Source organism: Thermomicrobiales bacterium (genome assembly GCA_041390825.1).
Classification (GTDB): Bacteria; Chloroflexota; Chloroflexia; order Thermomicrobiales; family UBA6265; genus JAMLHN01.
The window spans coordinates 18,580-34,217 of record JAWKPF010000005.1 but is presented as its reverse complement, the minus strand read 5'-3'; the positions used below and the strand labels follow the sequence as shown (position 1 = coordinate 34,217).

General features: G+C 62.2%; 15 protein-coding genes. 6 read left to right on the top strand and 9 right to left on the bottom strand.

Features of this window, described 5'->3' with window-relative positions:
* Position 1: 1 nt before the first annotated feature.
* Complete coding sequence (locus R2855_01350) at positions 2-943, bottom strand: FIST N-terminal domain-containing protein (GenBank protein MEZ4529650.1); 942 nt, start codon at positions 941-943, stop codon at positions 2-4.
* A gap of 325 nt (positions 944-1,268) precedes the next feature.
* Positions 1,269-2,084: an AAA family ATPase gene (locus R2855_01345; protein ID MEZ4529649.1), complete on the bottom strand. Its 816-nt coding sequence runs from the start codon at positions 2,082-2,084 to the stop codon at positions 1,269-1,271.
* Between the two features lie 92 nt (positions 2,085-2,176).
* Between R2855_01345 and R2855_01340 the strand changes: the two genes are divergently transcribed.
* Together R2855_01340 and R2855_01335 are read left to right on the top strand one after the other, a co-directional pair.
* Positions 2,177-2,587, top strand: a complete 411-nt coding sequence (locus tag R2855_01340; GenBank protein ID MEZ4529648.1) for a DUF4260 family protein — start codon at positions 2,177-2,179, stop codon at positions 2,585-2,587.
* Positions 2,568-3,110 carry a TetR/AcrR family transcriptional regulator gene (locus R2855_01335; GenBank protein MEZ4529647.1) on the top strand — a complete coding sequence of 181 codons (543 nt, stop codon included), beginning with the start codon at positions 2,568-2,570 and terminating at the stop codon, positions 3,108-3,110. Before R2855_01340 ends, R2855_01335 begins: the two co-directional genes overlap by 20 nt.
* Before the next feature lie 5 nt (positions 3,111-3,115).
* Here the strand turns inward: R2855_01335 and lon are convergent, their stop codons facing one another.
* From lon to R2855_01320, 3 genes are all read right to left on the bottom strand, one after another.
* The gene (gene lon, locus R2855_01330; GenBank protein MEZ4529646.1) at positions 3,116-5,695 is read right to left on the bottom strand and encodes an endopeptidase La; all 2,580 of its coding nucleotides are present in this window, start codon (positions 5,693-5,695) and stop codon (positions 3,116-3,118) included.
* 192 nt (positions 5,696-5,887) lie between these two features.
* On the bottom strand, positions 5,888-6,679 hold the full coding sequence (locus R2855_01325) for a polyphosphate polymerase domain-containing protein (protein ID MEZ4529645.1): 792 nt from the start codon (positions 6,677-6,679) through the stop codon (positions 5,888-5,890).
* Positions 6,679-7,278, bottom strand: a complete 600-nt coding sequence (locus tag R2855_01320) for a DUF4956 domain-containing protein (GenBank protein MEZ4529644.1) — start codon at positions 7,276-7,278, stop codon at positions 6,679-6,681. The genes R2855_01325 and R2855_01320 overlap by 1 nt, the downstream gene beginning before the upstream one ends.
* 127 nt (positions 7,279-7,405) lie before the next feature.
* Between R2855_01320 and R2855_01315 the strand changes: the two genes are divergently transcribed.
* From R2855_01315 to R2855_01300, 4 genes are read left to right on the top strand one after another with little or no spacing between them, the layout of a single operon-like run.
* The gene (locus R2855_01315) at positions 7,406-8,935 is read left to right on the top strand and encodes a CotH kinase family protein (protein ID MEZ4529643.1); all 1,530 of its coding nucleotides are present in this window, start codon (positions 7,406-7,408) and stop codon (positions 8,933-8,935) included.
* Positions 8,932-9,621 (top strand): response regulator transcription factor, encoded by a 690-nt coding sequence (locus R2855_01310; protein ID MEZ4529642.1) that lies wholly within the window; start codon positions 8,932-8,934, stop codon positions 9,619-9,621. Before R2855_01315 ends, R2855_01310 begins: the two co-directional genes overlap by 4 nt.
* Positions 9,618-11,057, top strand: a complete 1,440-nt coding sequence (locus tag R2855_01305; protein ID MEZ4529641.1) for a HAMP domain-containing sensor histidine kinase — start codon at positions 9,618-9,620, stop codon at positions 11,055-11,057. The genes R2855_01310 and R2855_01305 overlap by 4 nt, the downstream gene beginning before the upstream one ends.
* A 57-nt stretch (positions 11,058-11,114) precedes the next feature.
* A complete protein-coding gene (locus R2855_01300) occupies positions 11,115-11,672 on the top strand; it encodes a hypothetical protein (GenBank protein MEZ4529640.1) in 558 nt (185 codons plus the stop codon).
* Between the two features lie 8 nt (positions 11,673-11,680).
* Here R2855_01300 and pdxH read toward each other — a convergent pair whose 3' ends face one another.
* The 4 genes from pdxH to R2855_01280 are packed head-to-tail and all read right to left on the bottom strand — an operon-like array spanning position 11,681 to position 15,634.
* Positions 11,681-12,322 (bottom strand): pyridoxamine 5'-phosphate oxidase, encoded by a 642-nt coding sequence (gene pdxH, locus R2855_01295; protein ID MEZ4529639.1) that lies wholly within the window; start codon positions 12,320-12,322, stop codon positions 11,681-11,683.
* Positions 12,319-13,989 (bottom strand): ATP-binding cassette domain-containing protein, encoded by a 1,671-nt coding sequence (locus tag R2855_01290; protein MEZ4529638.1) that lies wholly within the window; start codon positions 13,987-13,989, stop codon positions 12,319-12,321. Before R2855_01290 ends, pdxH begins: the two co-directional genes overlap by 4 nt.
* On the bottom strand, positions 13,986-15,014 hold the full coding sequence (locus R2855_01285) for an energy-coupling factor transporter transmembrane component T (protein ID MEZ4529637.1): 1,029 nt from the start codon (positions 15,012-15,014) through the stop codon (positions 13,986-13,988). Before R2855_01285 ends, R2855_01290 begins: the two co-directional genes overlap by 4 nt.
* A complete protein-coding gene (locus R2855_01280; protein MEZ4529636.1) occupies positions 15,011-15,634 on the bottom strand; it encodes a hypothetical protein in 624 nt (207 codons plus the stop codon). The genes R2855_01285 and R2855_01280 overlap by 4 nt, the downstream gene beginning before the upstream one ends.
* Between the last annotated feature and the right edge of the window lie 4 nt (positions 15,635-15,638).

Sequence of the window (15,638 nt, the reverse complement as noted above, 5' to 3'; positions counted from 1 at the left end):
GTCAAGCCGGAACGATCAGCCCAAGACTGCTCGTAAAGCCATGAATGAACGTTTTGGAGCCCACCGGGCCGATCTCGCCCGCCGCGATCAAACCGGCCAGTGGCAATCCGGGGAAACGGCGCTCGATTGCCGCGGCATCGTGATGGGGTACATCGAACATACCGGTCCCCCGGCCATTGCACGAGGCCAGCAACCCGGCAATCGGATCGCGCCCTCCCAGCCGGAGATGCGCCTCGAGCAGAGTGGCAGTGAGATCGAGATCGGCCGTGGCGGCGTCGCGCAGCTGAAACTGAATCGTCTGGCCCACTCGCGGTCTGGCGCCCAACGCGATAGCGCCCGATTCCCGCCGTATCCCGATGATGTTGCGTATCAGGAAATCTCCTCGCCCGAACGTTTCGCGATACTCGTTGGCAGCCAGTCCCGCGACGAGGTGATCGCGCACCTCTTGCTGAATCTCGCCCGGCAGGGTCGAAAGCGTGTCGGTCAACATCTGCAAAGCTGGCCGATTCGAGATCGTTTCGATCCATTTTTCATCGACAGCCGTGATCGTCCAGGGCTCACCGATTGGCTCGCATCCCTGTGAAACGATTGGCAGCACATCGTAGGCGCCACCGATCGATAGGCCGACCCCGCCATCGTTGTAGATCCGGCCGTTGAGCATGACCCAGGTTTGCCGCTGTCCCGGACCCGGCGCCAGCAAACCGCCGATCACCGGCAAGCCGGGATAGGCGGAGTTCAGCTGCTCGACGAGCAACGCGCCATCCATGCGAAACGGATCTGCGAGCACAGTCCAGCCGTTCACGAGCGCCGGATCGACGCCAAGCCGCTCGGCCAGACTGCCGCCACGCGATTCCTCGAGCATTCCCTGAGTGAAACGCACGGGACGCAAGATCGCACCCGGCAACTCCAGGGCGAGCAGGGAGATCGCCGGTTCGTGCTCCATTCCGCGCCACGTCCGATGACGCCACTACTGGAACACCCGACGACGATCATCGAACCCGCGTGATGCCAAATCGCCTCCGAGATCGACGGCAGGTCTTCGTCGAACGATGCGGATGCAAAGGCGAAAATCGCATCTGGCACGACATCGCGAATCCCATCCAACGCCATGTCGAGCGCCATCCGCCAATCGCGGCTGATGCCCACCGACGAACGCGCCGTTGCCTGGCGAGTTGGTCCCTGCGGGGCCGGATCGTGAGACTGCGAAGCTGGAGAGGTGCCGTGTGCGCTCATGGCGGCAAGCCTACCAGACCCACGGGCTCCGCCACCTAAAGATGGCGCAGGTAGGCCTCCGGATCGTCCAGAAATGAACGCATGATCTGCACATGCTCCAGCGTGTCGTACCTGGCCGGGCGAATCGCGCCTCCGTCGAAACTGAGAATCGCCGCTCCGGGCAGCGCCAGCAGCATGGGAGAGTGCGTTGCGATGATGAACTGCGAGCCATCTTCGGCCATCGCGCGCAGCATCGAGAGGAAGGTCAGTTGGCGGGCCGGGGAAAGCGGAGCTTCCGGTTCGTCCATCAGATAGATACCTCCCGGACGGCATCGCGCGGAAAAGAGATCGAGAAACTGCTCGCCGTGGGACGCGGCATCGAGACCACTGGCGCCGTATTGCTGCTCGATCGCGCGCGCCTGCCCGGCAATCACTCCTGCGCCAAGGTTCCGCGCGAACTCCGAGCTCGTCCGGTCATTGCGCATTTCCGCCGCCTCGGCCAGCAACTCGGCTTTCAGCCGATCCATTCGCTTGGTGAACCCGAAGAAGTCCTCCGCCCGGAAGAAATATCCGCGGTGTGGGTGACGCAATGCCCAGCGTAGCCGGATCGCCTCGGCGAGCGCGCGCCCATGCACCAAAGTGGGGTCGCGGTCGGGATTGTCCGATCCAATTCCCGGCAGCGATACCGCACATGCGATGCCCTCGAGCAAGGTCGATTTCCCGCTGCCGTTCTCACCCACCAGGAAGGTCACTGCGCCGTCGAAGCGCAACGATTGCCCAAGCTGCGCGGCAATCGACGGCACCGAGAACGGAAACGACGCGCGTTTCCCCTCACCTGGGTCCAGCAGATCGATACGTTCGAGGAGAGGCATTCCAGATTCGCGCATCAACAGTAGGCGGGCTTGACAGGCTAACAGTGTTAGCCTACAATTCGGCTAACGATGTTAGCCATGGAGGTTCGGCTATGTTTCTCGACCATTCGACGTTCTCACTCACACCTGCTGCATCAGGTCGTCGCCTGCTTCCCCGCATCGCCTGGGGAGTCGCCGCGCTCGGCCTGCTGGGAGCAACGGTGCTCCAGGTGCGGGAGCATGGTAATGGCTGGCTTGCGCTCGGGTTCGCCCTCATGCCCGATTTGGGGCTGCTGGCGGGAATCGACCGCGGGCTGGAGAAGGGGCAACTCGCGCCTAAGGCAGTTCCGATCTACAACGCGCTGCATCGCTTCATCGGCCCTGCTCTGTTGGCGCTGCTCGCATTGACCGGTGTGGCGCCGATGATATGGCTCTCAGCCGCGCTCGGCTGGGCGCTGCATATCGCGGTCGACCATACCTTCGGCTATGGATTGCGGGACGAGAATGGCTTCCAACGCTCCTAGCTCTGCGAGCCAGGCTCGCCGGGAGCAGATCGTCGATACTGCCTGGACGATCCTGAACGCCGAAGGGCGGGATGCCCTGACCATGCGCAGATTGGCAAGCGAACTGGGCATCAAGGCGCCGTCGCTCTACAAGCACTTTCCCGACAAGGCCGCGGTCGAAGCGGCAATGATCGACCGCGGCTTTCTGATCTGGGGGGAACGTGCCCGCATCGCGCTTGGCGAACCGGGAGACCGCCTGACGAATGTCGCGGCCGCCTACCGATCGCTTGCCAGGGAGTGGCCCCACGTCTATCGCCTCCTGACCGCGGGCGAGCTCGATCGCGCCCGTTTGACTCCGGGGATCGAAGACTGGTCAGGCGCGCCGCTTGGTGAGCTGTTCGCCGACGCAGACACGGCGCGCGCATTCTGGGCCTTCATGCACGGCATGGCCATCATGGAAATCGATCGCCGATTTCCACCCACTGCGGATCTCGAGCGCGCCTGGTCTGCCGGTCTGGCCGCGTTCGCCAGTACCGGGCGTTAGCGCCGTCAGGCCACCTGCAAGGTCAAGTCGACCTTCGGCAAGAGCGCCACATCCAGCACCTCGTCGAGCGATGCGACCTGGATCAGCTCGATGTCGCTCTTGACGACATCCGGCAATTCGGAAAGGTCCTTGGCGTTCCGCTTCGGGAGCAGGAAGGTCTTGATCCCGCCCCGATGCGCGGCCAGCGTCTTCTCGCGCAGTCCGCCAATTGGCAGCACTTTGCCGCGCAGGGTGATCTCACCGGTCATCGCCACATCTTTCCGCACCTTTCGTCCGGTCAGAGCGGAAATGAGCGCGGTTGCGATGGTGATACCTGCAGACGGACCGTCTTTGGGGATCGCGCCAGCGGGAATATGGACGTGGATGTTGTGCTTGTCGAAGAAGCCCGGCTCGAGGCCGAACTCGCTCGCATGCGCTCGCGCATAGCTGATCGCTGCGCGGCCCGATTCCTGCATCACCTCACCGAGTTGTCCGGTGAGGATCAGATCGCCCTTGCCTTCCATGACCGTGACCTCGATGGACAGCAGGTCTCCGCCCACACTCGTCACGGCTGCCCCGGTCGCGACCCCGACCTCATCATTTTCTTCCGCAAGCCCGAACTCGTACTTCGGGATGCCGAGAAACGCTTCCACGGCCTCGCTATCGATCGTGATGTGCTCGGGCGGATCGTCTCCAGCCAGCTGGCGGGCTGCCTTGCGGCAAAGCGATCCGATCTCGCGCTCGAGATTGCGCACGCCTGACTCGCTGGTGTACTCGCGGATCACGCGCTTGAGCGCATCCTCGGTCAGCGTGAGTTGGTCCTCGGACACACCATGCGACTCCATCGTCTTGGGGACGAGGTAGCGCCTGGCAATTTCCATCTTCTCGACCTCGGTATAACCCGGGACCTCGATCACTTCCATCCGGTCGCGGAGCGCTGGTGGAATCGGTTCCAGCATGTTCGCCGTGGTAATGAAGATCACCTTGGAAAGATCGAAGGGAACCTCCAGGTAGTGATCGGAGAAGGTCGAGTTTTGCTCCGGGTCGAGCACCTCCAGCAGCGCGGAAGACGGATCGCCCCGAAACGCATCGGAACCAACCTTGTCGATCTCGTCCAGCACGATCACCGGGTTGCGGCTCTTGGCATCACGCAGCGCCTTGATAACCCTGCCCGGCATGGCGCCGACATAGGTGCGCCGGTGGCCGCGAATCTCCGCCTCGTCGCGCACACCACCGAGCGACATGCGCACGTAGTTGCGGCCGATTGCCCGCGCGATCGAACGTCCCAGGCTGGTCTTGCCCACACCCGGAGGACCCACGAAGCAGATGATCGGCGTCTTCTGTTTGTCGCCTGCCAGCTTGCGCACGGCGATGTACTCGATGATGCGGTCCTTGACCTTCTCCAGCCCGTAATGGTCGGCTTCGAGAATGTCTTTCGCCTCGTTGAGATCGAGACGGTCCTCGGTTTCGATCGCCCAGGGAAGCTCGATCAGCCACTCGAGATACCCGCGAATGACCCCGATCTCGGGCGAGAAGGGGTGTTGCTGTTCCAGCCGCTCCACCTGGACCAACGCCTTCTGCTTGGTCTCCTCGGGCATGCCGACTTCTTCGATCTTGGCGCGCATCTCGCCGGCCAGCGTTTCTTCCGCGGACCCTTCGCCAAGCTCTTTCTGGATGGCGCGAATTTGTTCGCGCAGGAAGTAGTCGCGCTGCTGCCGGTCCATGCCGGCCTGGGCCTCGGTTGCAATCTGCTGGCGCAAATTGAGCACGTTCAGCCGCTTCTGGATCATGACCGACAAGCGCCGCAAACGCGCAACCGGATCGAGGATCTCCAGCAACTCTTGCCGCTGCGCCGAACTGAACTCCGGTGAAAACGCGATCAAGTCGGCCAGCCAGCCCGGCTCTTCGACGCTGCGCACCATGGCCAGCACTTCTTCTGGAACATTCGGCAACATGGCGATGTAGTGCTCGACCTGCTCCAACACGGCGGACATGGCCGCTTCGGAATCGCTCGAACCAGTGACCGGATCGTCATGGCGCACGACCCGGGCAACCAGATAGGGGTCCTCCTGGATCAGTTCCTTGACGACACCGCGAGCCACTCCCTGGAGAATCACATGCGAAGTGCTGCCCGGGGGCGAGATGCGTTGCCCGACCTCGGCGATGACGCCAACCGTGCAGAGCTCGAACTGCACCCCATCGTCCTGATTCTCCGGGGTCCAGCCGCCCGGCTCGTCACCATCGCCACCGGATGGCAGCTCATGGTCCAGCAGGAGATCGGAAAAGAGCGGCGCGAACTCCGATTCGGCAGTTCCCGGATCGGCGCCTTCCTGCACCATTCGCTCGGTCAGCACCAACACCTGCCGCAGCGGCATGCGCAAGCTGCGGTCGATCACCATCGCCGCTTCGTCATCCTCGATCGGATAGGGAATCGACATGTGCGGCAGCAGAAACGTTTCGTCCACCACCAGCACCGGCAACGCGATCGGCCTCCGGCGCGGTGTCTTGGTCGCGCCCTCACGGACTCGCTTCGGTTTGGAGCGGGGTAGAGAAGCGTCGTCGTTCGGAACGACGGACTCGTCGCTCGCTGTCGTCTTGGATGGCATTGGGGCTTTCCGATGCGTCTAGGCCAACGCTGGAGCCGTGCGTGTTCGTACCAGCGGAGATCGTCAAAGGCGAAAATACGAACGGTCTGCAATGGCGTTGCACGCGCTCGTCCAATCCGCAATTCTAGCCCGATCCGATTCGACCGGGCTAGCATGGAACTCCTCCAATGCCCGGTTTAGCGCAACACCAGTTCAGCGCGGACTCGCCACCATGGGTCCGCTCAGTGCCGGAGCCAAGCGTGCGCGAAGTCGTCGCCAGCGGTTGTGTGGCAGGTCGGGATTCGTCAGACAGACACCAAGCGCGAATTTGCTCGCCGGCGCCGGGCGAAATCCGGCTGACCAAAGAAGACGATCGAACGGCAGCGGATGCCCGGGGCCCTTCGTTTCGATCACACAATGCGATTCGAGACGTTGCCAAAGACCATCCTCGCCGACGAAAGTCAGTCCCTGATCGATTGTCATGCGCCCACTACCATCGGGAAACACGAGCGTGGAGCGGTGATACCACGTGGCAACGCTCGGCTCAAGCTGGCTGGCGACCGCGCGCACCGGCTCAAACGATCGGAGCCATGCGCGGTCGAGTGTCGACAGCGTTTCCATTTCACCGCTCTCGTGCGGAAATCGTGACTTGACCGTGCGACCGCGGACATCGAGCAGCTTGACTTCGAGCTGGCACTCTCCGCTTTCTTCGTATCGCCGGGTGCGCACCTTGAATCGGTCGGGACGCTTACGCAGCGCGCGGAAATACGCCGCATGACGATCGTCGAAATAGCGAGTCGAATATCGAAACGTGCGCCGGCCATCGATCTCGAGGACTCGTGTTCCAGCTTCCAGCCCGTCGAGCAGACTGGCAACGGTGTCGGCCGGAACGATGTACTTGCGGTCACGGCGGGTCAGGAAGGAGGCTGCATCCTGAAGCTGCGGCAACGAAAGTGCGGGAAGCTCGTCAATCGGCGCGAAGGCCATGGGCTCGAAACTGTGCATCACGAAACCACCATGGGGCGAATCTCGACGATCTCGGCTTCGGTCGTCCACACGACCGGCAGCTCATAGCGGACCTCGACTCGGGTGGTGTCGTTCACCAGGTCGATCTGATGCACCGCCACTTGTTTGATATCCGCGTGCAGCAGATTTGCCAGATAGGCGATGAGTTGCTCTTCAGCCACGAACGCCCGGTCGAGCGTCATCAGTCTGATGTGATACCGGCCCAGCAACCGCGGACTATCGGCGAAGGCAAGCGCGCACACGATGACGGCCATCGGGGAAACGGTCAAGATGTGCTGATCGACTCTCGTTCCTCCCAGGAGTCCAAGCGCCAGAGCTGCGAAGTAATAGGAAACTTCCCGCTGGGTGAGCTCGTCCGACCGCAAGCGGATAATCGACAGCACTCCGAATAGCCCGACACCCAGTCCCACCGACGCATCGACCGATGAAAGTACGGTGGCGATCGCGAGAACGCCAGTATTGATCGCGAGATAGGCGACGATCATATCTCGCCGCCGATGCCGCGGGAAATACACCCCAAAGATGAGCACAAGGATCGCCACGAAATTCGCGACGATCGGAATGATCTGCTGAGACACGCGGACCTCCTGCACGTGGAACCGTTCTGGAGGCAATTGAATGTTATGACTTTGTGAAATTCTTGAGACTTCCACCCGCTCTTTTCACAGAAATCTCCCAAATCGCACCCGGACACTCGAAAGGCACATGCGGCAACATACGCCGCTCGATCTGACAACGGACATGGAGGTTCCTGTGCTCCTTTCGATTTCGGAGCCGACGCTGCGTCTGACGCGCCGCTCACTGCTCATCTCATCCGCCTCGGCAGCCGCCTTGCTTGCGTCTCCAGGCTCCCGATTCGGATCATTCGCGCTCGCCGCGCAAGGCTCAGTGGCCACGACCGGGGTCTTCTTCGATGCTGCGGAGCTTCATACGATTTCAGCCACGTTCGATGAAGCCGAATACGACGCCATGATTGCCACCTTCCGGGACACCGGTGACAAGGAATGGATCTCGGCCACCGCTACCATCGACGGTCAGACATACGAAGAGGTTGGATTTCGTCTGAAGGGCAACTCTTCGTTGATGGCTCTGCGCGGCAATGGTGGATTTCAGGCTCCGGACAACGGCCAGAATGCCCAACCCGCCGGCGCCGGCATGACTGAAGACATCATCGGGCCGAGTAGCCCGCTCTCAGCCGACGAGCCTGAAGGTCTTCCGTGGCTCGTGCGACTCGACAAGTTCGTCGATGACCAGAACCTGAATGGGCTGACGGAGTTCGTGATCCGATCCAACAATTCGGCGACCGCGCTCAATGAGGCGTTGGCGCTCGATCTGCTCGCAGCCGCCGGTCTCGCGTCGCAAGCCGCCGCATATGTCAGTTTCAGCGTGAACGAGAGCACTCCCCGCTTGCGCATCGCCATCGAGAACCCGGACGATACGTGGATGGACGCGCACTTCGCAGCCGATGGTCTCCTCTTCAAGTCGGAGTCGGTCGGAAACTGGAGCTACAAGGACGACGACCTCGATGCGTACATGACCGCGTTCGATCTCGAGGCTGGCGGCGGAGATGATGATGCCGAGAACTACGCGCCACTGATCTCATTTCTCGACTTCGTCAACAACAGTGACGACACCACCTTTGCGGCAGGTCTCGCCCAACGACTCGATATCGACGAATTTGCGATCTATCTGGCGATGATGGATCTCGTGCAGAACTTCGATGACATCAATGGTCCAGGCAACAATTCCTACCTCTACTATGACAATGCGACCAGCAAGTTCACCGTGGTCCCATGGGATATGAATCTCGCGTTCAATGGAATGACCGTACAGGGTGGTGAGTTCCGGGGAGGGCCAGGCGGCAATCCCGAAGGCGCCGGTCAAGGTCGACCGAATGTGATCGTCGGCACACCACCCGTGGGCACATCCGGCGGTCCCGGGGGCCAGATGCCGCAACCTCCCGCCGACGGCGATTTCGTTGGAGGAGTTCCTGGGGGCGACATGTCGGGCATGAACAACCCGCTCGTTTCGCGTTGGGAAGCCAATTCCGATTTCGTCGCCTTGCAGAACGAAGCCAAACAACGCCTACACGCTGAACTCTTTGCTGGTGGCGTCGCCACGGACATCTTGGCACGTTGGGTCGAGTTGTTGGAAACTCAGGCAATCGATCTCGTCGAACAAGCGACCATCGAGAGCGAATCTCAACGAGTTCAGGAGCAGATCGACGCCGCATGACCGATGCCCGGCCGCGCATCCTCGTCGTCGACGACGAGGAGAACATTCGCTTTCTGGTGACCACCGCGCTTTCCCTTTCCGGGATGGACACGGTTACCGCGGCGACCGGATTCGAAGCGCTCGACCAGATCTACCGCGAGCGGCCGGACCTCATCGTGCTCGATGTCATGTTGCCGGACCTCGACGGTTTCGCCATTCTGCGACGACTTCGGGATCAGGGGAACCAGACACCGATCATCTTTCTCACCGCGCGCGACCAATCGGCCGATCGGGTCAAGGGACTGAGTGAAGGGGGCGACGACTACATCGTCAAACCCTTCGATGTCGCCGAACTAGTGGCGAGAGTTCAGTTGCGCATGAAACGCGCCGAAAAGTCCGCCGCCAGCCGAAGGCTCCGTTGCGATGATCTCGAAATGGACACTGAACTGCACCAGGTGTTCCGTGGAGGGGAGGAGATCTATCTCTCCCCCACAGAATACAAGCTGCTCCACTATCTCTTGACGAATGTCGGCCGTGTACTCAACCGGAGCCAGATCCTGGAGCATGTCTGGTCCTATGAAGTCGATGTCGATCCGTCCGTGGTCGACACCTACATCAGCTATCTTCGCAAGAAGATCGACCGAGCAGGTCCGAAGCTCATTCACACGGTGCGCGGAGTCGGGTTCACGCTTCGAGTCGAACAGTGAGCCTGCGGGCGCGCCTGCTCATCGTCATAGCGATCCTTCTCTTCACGTATGCCGTGACATCGTTGCTGGTCATTCAGAACCAGCGATCGCTGCTTCTCGAGCAGATCGATCGCCGTCTCAGCTCTGTACCCCCATTCCGCATCGACCAAGGCGACACGATCGACGCTCCAACATCCGCGGGGAGCCCCCCCATGCCGCCGGCCGATTCGTATTCGGATATCTACATTGCGCTCGTCACACCGGACGGCGCCGTCGAGCCGCAAGTCCTCGGATCGCTGCTCTCCGCCGCGCCGGTACTAGATCTGCCAGAAACGGTCGACGAAGCGGGCCCACACTTCGAGACGATCGCTGCGTCCGATTCATCGATGAGCTTCCGGGCCCTGCTGCGGCCCGATCCCGGTGGACAAGGCACGATCATGACTGCGTTGCCGCTGCAGGAACTCGACGACGCCATTGGGCGTCTGGAACGCACCCTGTCCCTGGCCGGCGTGCTGATTGCTGTGGTGCTGGCGGCGCTTTATGTCTGGATCCAGCGACTCGGCATCGCACCGATCACCCGGCTTGCGCAAACAGCCGAAGCCATTACGGCCGGAGATCACAGTCTGCGGGCGCCCGATGTCGATCCGCACACTGAAGCGGGCAAGCTGGGCATCGCTTTCAATCTGATGCTCGATGAACGGGACGAAACCGACGCACGCCTGAAACAGTTCGTGGCGGACGCCTCCCATGAGCTGCGCACACCGCTGACGTCCATGCGTGGGTATCTCGATCTCTATCGCCAGGGCGCGTTCCGGGAAACTGCGCAGATGGACGATATGGTCCGCAGGCTCTCATCGGAAACCAATCGCATGACCGACCTGGTCAAGGACCTGCTCTCCCTCGCGAACCTCGACGAAGGTCGCCCGCTTCGCAATGAACTGGTCGATCTCGGACGTATCCTTCGCGACGCCGCTCAAGACGCTCAGGCGGTGCAACCGGGTCGCCCCATCGCGTCGGACACACCGGAAACTGGACCGATCGTCTGTGCCGATGAAGGATTGATCGTGCAACTGGTGAGCATTCTCACCTCGAATGCGCTACGCCACACCCCCGTGGACGCGGCGATCGTTCTTCGGGTGGCGGCCGAGCCAAGAGGCGCCGTCATCACCATTTCCGACACTGGCCCAGGCCTCGATCCAGAATCCGCCGCTCATGCCTTCGACCGTTTCTGGCGCGGAGAATCCTCGCGCAAACGCGGCGCCGCGGGAGGATCCGGTCTCGGCCTCGCGATCGCCAAGGGGATCGTCGATGCACATCACGGCACGATCTCACTCGATACCTCGCTTGGACAGGGCGCGACCTTCACGATCCATCTACCAGATCGCTATACCGATTGCGATGCGAGCGATGGTTCCACGACGGCTCGCACGGATGAGAATTCGATCACGGACGGATGACGACATTCCATCCATGTTCCGTCTAGTCGGCAGCGGTCTTTGGCAAAGGAGCAAATGATGTCGGAACAACATGAACGGATCACACAGGCCATCGCTGAGATCACGACCCCGCTATTGGCAATGGACGAGGACGCGGTGAGCCGGCTCGCCGATGAAGTGCTCGCTGCCCGGCGGATCGTCCTGTTCGGTATGGGCCGCGAATTGCTCCAGCTCAAGGCGTTCGGCATGCGACTCGTCCATCATGGCTTCGATGCTCACATCGCAGGAGACGTCACCGCGCCCCCGGTGACTCAGGGCGACCTGGTCATCCTGTCGGTCGGTACCGGCGATCTGGATATGCACCGCGCGATGGCGGGACTCGCGCTCAAGTCAGGCGCCCGCCTTGTCGTCCTCACCGCGCAACCGCAGGCGGCGATTCCGCAGATGGCCGATGCCGTCGTGGTCATTCCCGCGCAAACCATGGCCGATGACACCGGCAGCGAATCGATTCTGCCGATGGGCACCGTGTATGAAATCGCGTTGTTGATCTATCTCGACCTGGTGGCCGTCGAGCTTCGCGAGCGAACCGGCCAAACACTGGAAGAGATCCGCGCGCGGCATTCGAATCTCGAATAGCGTGCGGTTCACGGCGCCAGCCGTTCGATCTCCCAGCCGCCGTTCTTGCGCGTGTATTGCACTCGATCGTGCAAGCGACTGGGGCGCCCCTGCCAAAACTCGACTCGCTCCGGAAAAACCCGGAATCCTCCCCAGGTGTCGGGAATATCCACTTCACCCTCGGAGAATCGCTCGGTGAGTTCGGCAATCTCCATCTCAAGCACCTCGCGCGATGCGACCGGCTGGCTCTGCCGGGCAATGTTCGCGGCGATCTGGCTGCCCCGCGGTCGACTTTGGAAGTACGCGATGGCTTCCTCGCGGCTGGTCGGCGTCACCGTTCCTTCGATGCGCACCTGCCGCTCGGTCTCCGGCCAATAAAAAAGCAACGCCGCTCGTGGGTTTTCTTCCAGATCCTGTCCCTTCGGACTGTTGTAGCTGGAAAAGAAGACAAAGCCGTCGGCATCCCAGTGTTTCATGAGCACCACACGCGCGGAGGGGCAGCCGTCTTTGCTCGCGGTGGCAACCGTCATGGCGTTGGGTTCGATCGAGGTGGTGCGCTTCTGTTCCTCATACCAGAGACGGAACTGATCCAGCGGATCTGGCGTGACATCGCTGGGATCGAGCGATGCTCGCACATAGTCCTTTCGCAAGTCGCCCTGATTCATGCTCATTCGGATCGATCCACTCTCACAACGCCCAAATCGCTGCGCATAGTGTCCCAGTCCTGCATGCGCGCATGCAGCACGTCATCCACCGTGAGCCAGCCATTGCCGAACACCCGATTCATCTGCGTTCCAAAGGTCAATGATCCTGCCAGCACCTCACGCGTTCCCCCCTGCGCGACGATCCCACCATCGCCGAGCAAAATCACCCGCGTGGCCACCTGCGCCACCAGCTCGACATCGTGCGTCGCCATCAGGATCGCCACCCCGCGTTCCCGCAACGCGATGAAGTGCTGCGCCAGCTCATGCTTGCGCAGCGCGTCCATTCCCCTGGTCGGCTCATCGAGCAAGACCACGCATGGGTCCCCCGCCAGCGTCACGGCCAACGCGGCCCGTTCCTGCTCACCGGCGCTGAGATCGAGCGGATTCCGCTCCCGCAGTTGGCCAAGCGCAAAGCGTTCGAGCAATGGATCGAGCTCGGTTGCCGAAGCGCCCCGGCTCGCGAGCGCCGCCGAGACATCGTCCGCCACCGTCTCGTGAAAGAGCAGGCTCGCCGCGCGTTGCGGCAAGAAACCGACTCTGCGACCAATCTCCTGCGTGCGCGCCGTTGTTGGGTCGAACCCTGCGATCCGCGCTCTCCCACCAATCATGGGATGCAGCCCCATCAGGGCGCGCAACAGCGTCGACTTCCCGGTGCCATTGCGGCCCATGATGGCCACCAGCTCGCCTGGGCGCACATCGAAAGAAACCTCGTCGAGCACACGGCGTTTGTCGTATCCGATCGAGATCCGGTCGACGGCGATGGCTGGCTCGACGTCCGGGCGTGGATGATCGACCGGCGAAACTGCGGGCTCGAATCCTGTCTCACGCGCCATCCGCCTGGCCGCTTTCACCGTTAGCGGCAGCGGATCCCAACCCTCGATTCGGCCGAGCAACGCCACCGGAGGAACGAGTCGCGGATCGCAACTCCGCAACACTTCGGCCGTGGCTCCGTCGAGATCGAGTCCATCGGGGCGCAGCAGCCGCATCCGATCGGCAAAACCCGCCACCCGCTCCAGCCGTTGCTCGGCCAGCACCACGGTGATGCCGAGCTCTTCATTCAATCGGCGCACCGCATCCAGCACATCTTCAGCGCCAGAGGGGTCGAGCTGGCTGGTCGGCTCGTCGAGCGCCAGAATGCGCGGCTGCAAGGCCAGTGCCGCGGCAATGGCAACCCGTTGCCGTTCGCCCCCTGAAAGCGTGGCGATGCTCCGCCTGCGGATGCGTTCGGCGCCAGTGAGATCGAGCGCTTCCTCGACCCGCCGGCGCATGGCCGGGACCGGGACACCCAGTTGCTCCAACCCGAACGCCACCTCGTCTTCGACCGTGGTCGAGACGGAATGCGCGCCGGGGTCCTGAAAGACGAAGCCGACCGAACGCGCCAGCGCCCTTGTGGGCAACATGCGGGTATCTTCGCCCCGCACCAGCACGCGACCGCCAAACGACCCCCCGGAAAAATGCGGTGTCAACCCGTTCAGGCAGCGAAGGATTGTCGATTTGCCGCTGCCCGATGCTCCCGCAAGGAGAACCAACTCCGATTCCCCGATCTCCCAGTCGAAATCCCGCAGCACCGCACGTTCCGCGTTCGGATAGCGAAACGAAACCGATTCGAAGACGACATCGAGTCCGCCGCTCATGGTTGCGACCGCTCCAACCACAGCAAGGCGATCGCCGGACCGAGCAACCCGAGCAACCCCAGCGCCAGCAAGGGACTCGCCACCGGCCAGGTCAAGGTGGGATACGGTTCGTATCGAGTGGCTTGCGGTTCTGCCAGGACGACCGACATGGCCGCCAGCATCGCCCCAGCGAGCACAACAGAATCAGTCCGTTGCCAGTGCAGTTGTCGATATCGAGTCCGCTGATGACCGGTCGAACGGCCGAATCGATAGGCGGCAAACAGCAACGCTCCGGCCCCAAGAGCGCAGGCAAGCGAGACCACGGTTTCACCCACCGCAAAGAGATACGCCGCCACACAGATCAGCGCCAGCGCCACGGCGGGCGCCAATCGCAACCAGGGTGCCCGTTGCCGGACGGGCGCGCCACCAAAACCACGTGATTCCAACAGCTCGGACATGGTCACCGCTCGTTCGATTCCGCCGGCGAGAAGCAGAGGACCAAGATTCAGGTAGTCGCGCGGCCCCTTGAGCTCCTGTCCCCGAATCGCTTGCGCGTCCACGATCTCACGATACGTGGCAATCATCTGCGGGAAGAACGAGAACGCGACCGAACCGGCCACGCCTGCCCCGACCAACGACTGGGGCAGCATCCGCAGGACAGCGCTCCAATCCAGCACTGCCGCCAGGGTGACCCCGATGAGAACCAGCGTCAGCACCGCCAGACCGCTGAGCAGTCCAAAAACGATCGAGTTCACCGTCAAGTCCCCATCGATCAGGGGCACCCAATCCGGGATCGTGCCGAACACGCGATCGCCCACCCGTACCGTCAGGAGATTGAAGAACACAGCGATCGCCCCGAACACGATCCCCATTCGGATCACCCAGCCCCAACCAGCGCGGCTCTCGGGTGGCAATGTCTCGCGCACAGCAACCACGGCCAGCAGAACAGATAGCAGCGCGAAGGGGTTGCGCCCCATCAATGGGACCAGCATCGCTGCTGCCGCCCAGCAGAGCCACGCTCGTGGATCGATGACGACACGGCTCACGCGGCGCCTCGCTGACGCGCCCGCAGACCCACCGTGAAGAGCGCCACTGCTCCCAGCACACCGATCACCGCGACGTATGACCGCTGTTCCACATCCGATACGTCCGCGCGATCGACGAGATTGCCATTGGCGTCGTACCGCGCGAAATGCGCCTCACCAGGCGCTTCGAGCGCTCCGGCCAGCGCCGGAATGTCCTCGATGTCGACGTCGGGCAGCAACGATTCATCAGGAGTCCACGACCATCCGTCGATTCCTCCCGGTTCGACCTTGGTCGCACTTCCTCCGAGTGGCGACGCTACCCAATTCCCGTCGTGATCGGCCTGAAAGTAGCGCCAGTAAGGGGAATTCCGGTCGCCGGTCTGGCACAACCGAGAGCGGCAGGAGTCGATATCGCAGCCCGTCTCTGCGATTTGGCAAACGCCTTCCCCAAGCCCGCCAAACCCGATGGCGACGAGCGACACCCCCGACCTTCGCAGCAGCTCGATCCCGGAAACTGGTTCCTCGAGCGGCACATAGGCATACGTCACCGTGCCATCGCCGGGGCGGATGACGATGCCTGCATAGTCTGGCGACTCCTGTGCAGCAGTCGCTTCGAAGAGGCCGAGAACCCCGAACAGCACGACG

Bases quoted from the DNA above. Each gene is read 5' to 3' on its own strand.
- R2855_01350 (MEZ4529650.1), bottom strand. From the start codon at position 943: ATGGAGCACGAACCGGCGATCTCCCTGCTCGCCCTGGAGTTGCCGGGT.
- R2855_01325 (MEZ4529645.1), bottom strand. From the start codon at position 6,679: ATGCACAGTTTCGAGCCCATGGCCTTCGCGCCGATTGACGAGCTTCCC.
- pdxH (MEZ4529639.1), bottom strand. From the start codon at position 12,322: ATGAGCATGAATCAGGGCGACTTGCGAAAGGACTATGTGCGAGCATCG.
- lon (MEZ4529646.1), bottom strand. From the start codon at position 5,695: ATGCCATCCAAGACGACAGCGAGCGACGAGTCCGTCGTTCCGAACGAC.
- R2855_01315 (MEZ4529643.1), top strand. From the start codon at position 7,406: ATGCGGCAACATACGCCGCTCGATCTGACAACGGACATGGAGGTTCCT.
- R2855_01300 (MEZ4529640.1), top strand. From the start codon at position 11,115: ATGTCGGAACAACATGAACGGATCACACAGGCCATCGCTGAGATCACG.
- R2855_01345 (MEZ4529649.1), bottom strand. From the start codon at position 2,084: ATGCCTCTCCTCGAACGTATCGATCTGCTGGACCCAGGTGAGGGGAAA.
- R2855_01310 (MEZ4529642.1), top strand. From the start codon at position 8,932: ATGACCGATGCCCGGCCGCGCATCCTCGTCGTCGACGACGAGGAGAAC.
- R2855_01335 (MEZ4529647.1), top strand. From the start codon at position 2,568: ATGGCTTCCAACGCTCCTAGCTCTGCGAGCCAGGCTCGCCGGGAGCAG.
- R2855_01290 (MEZ4529638.1), bottom strand. From the start codon at position 13,989: ATGAGCGGCGGACTCGATGTCGTCTTCGAATCGGTTTCGTTTCGCTAT.
- R2855_01340 (MEZ4529648.1), top strand. From the start codon at position 2,177: ATGTTTCTCGACCATTCGACGTTCTCACTCACACCTGCTGCATCAGGT.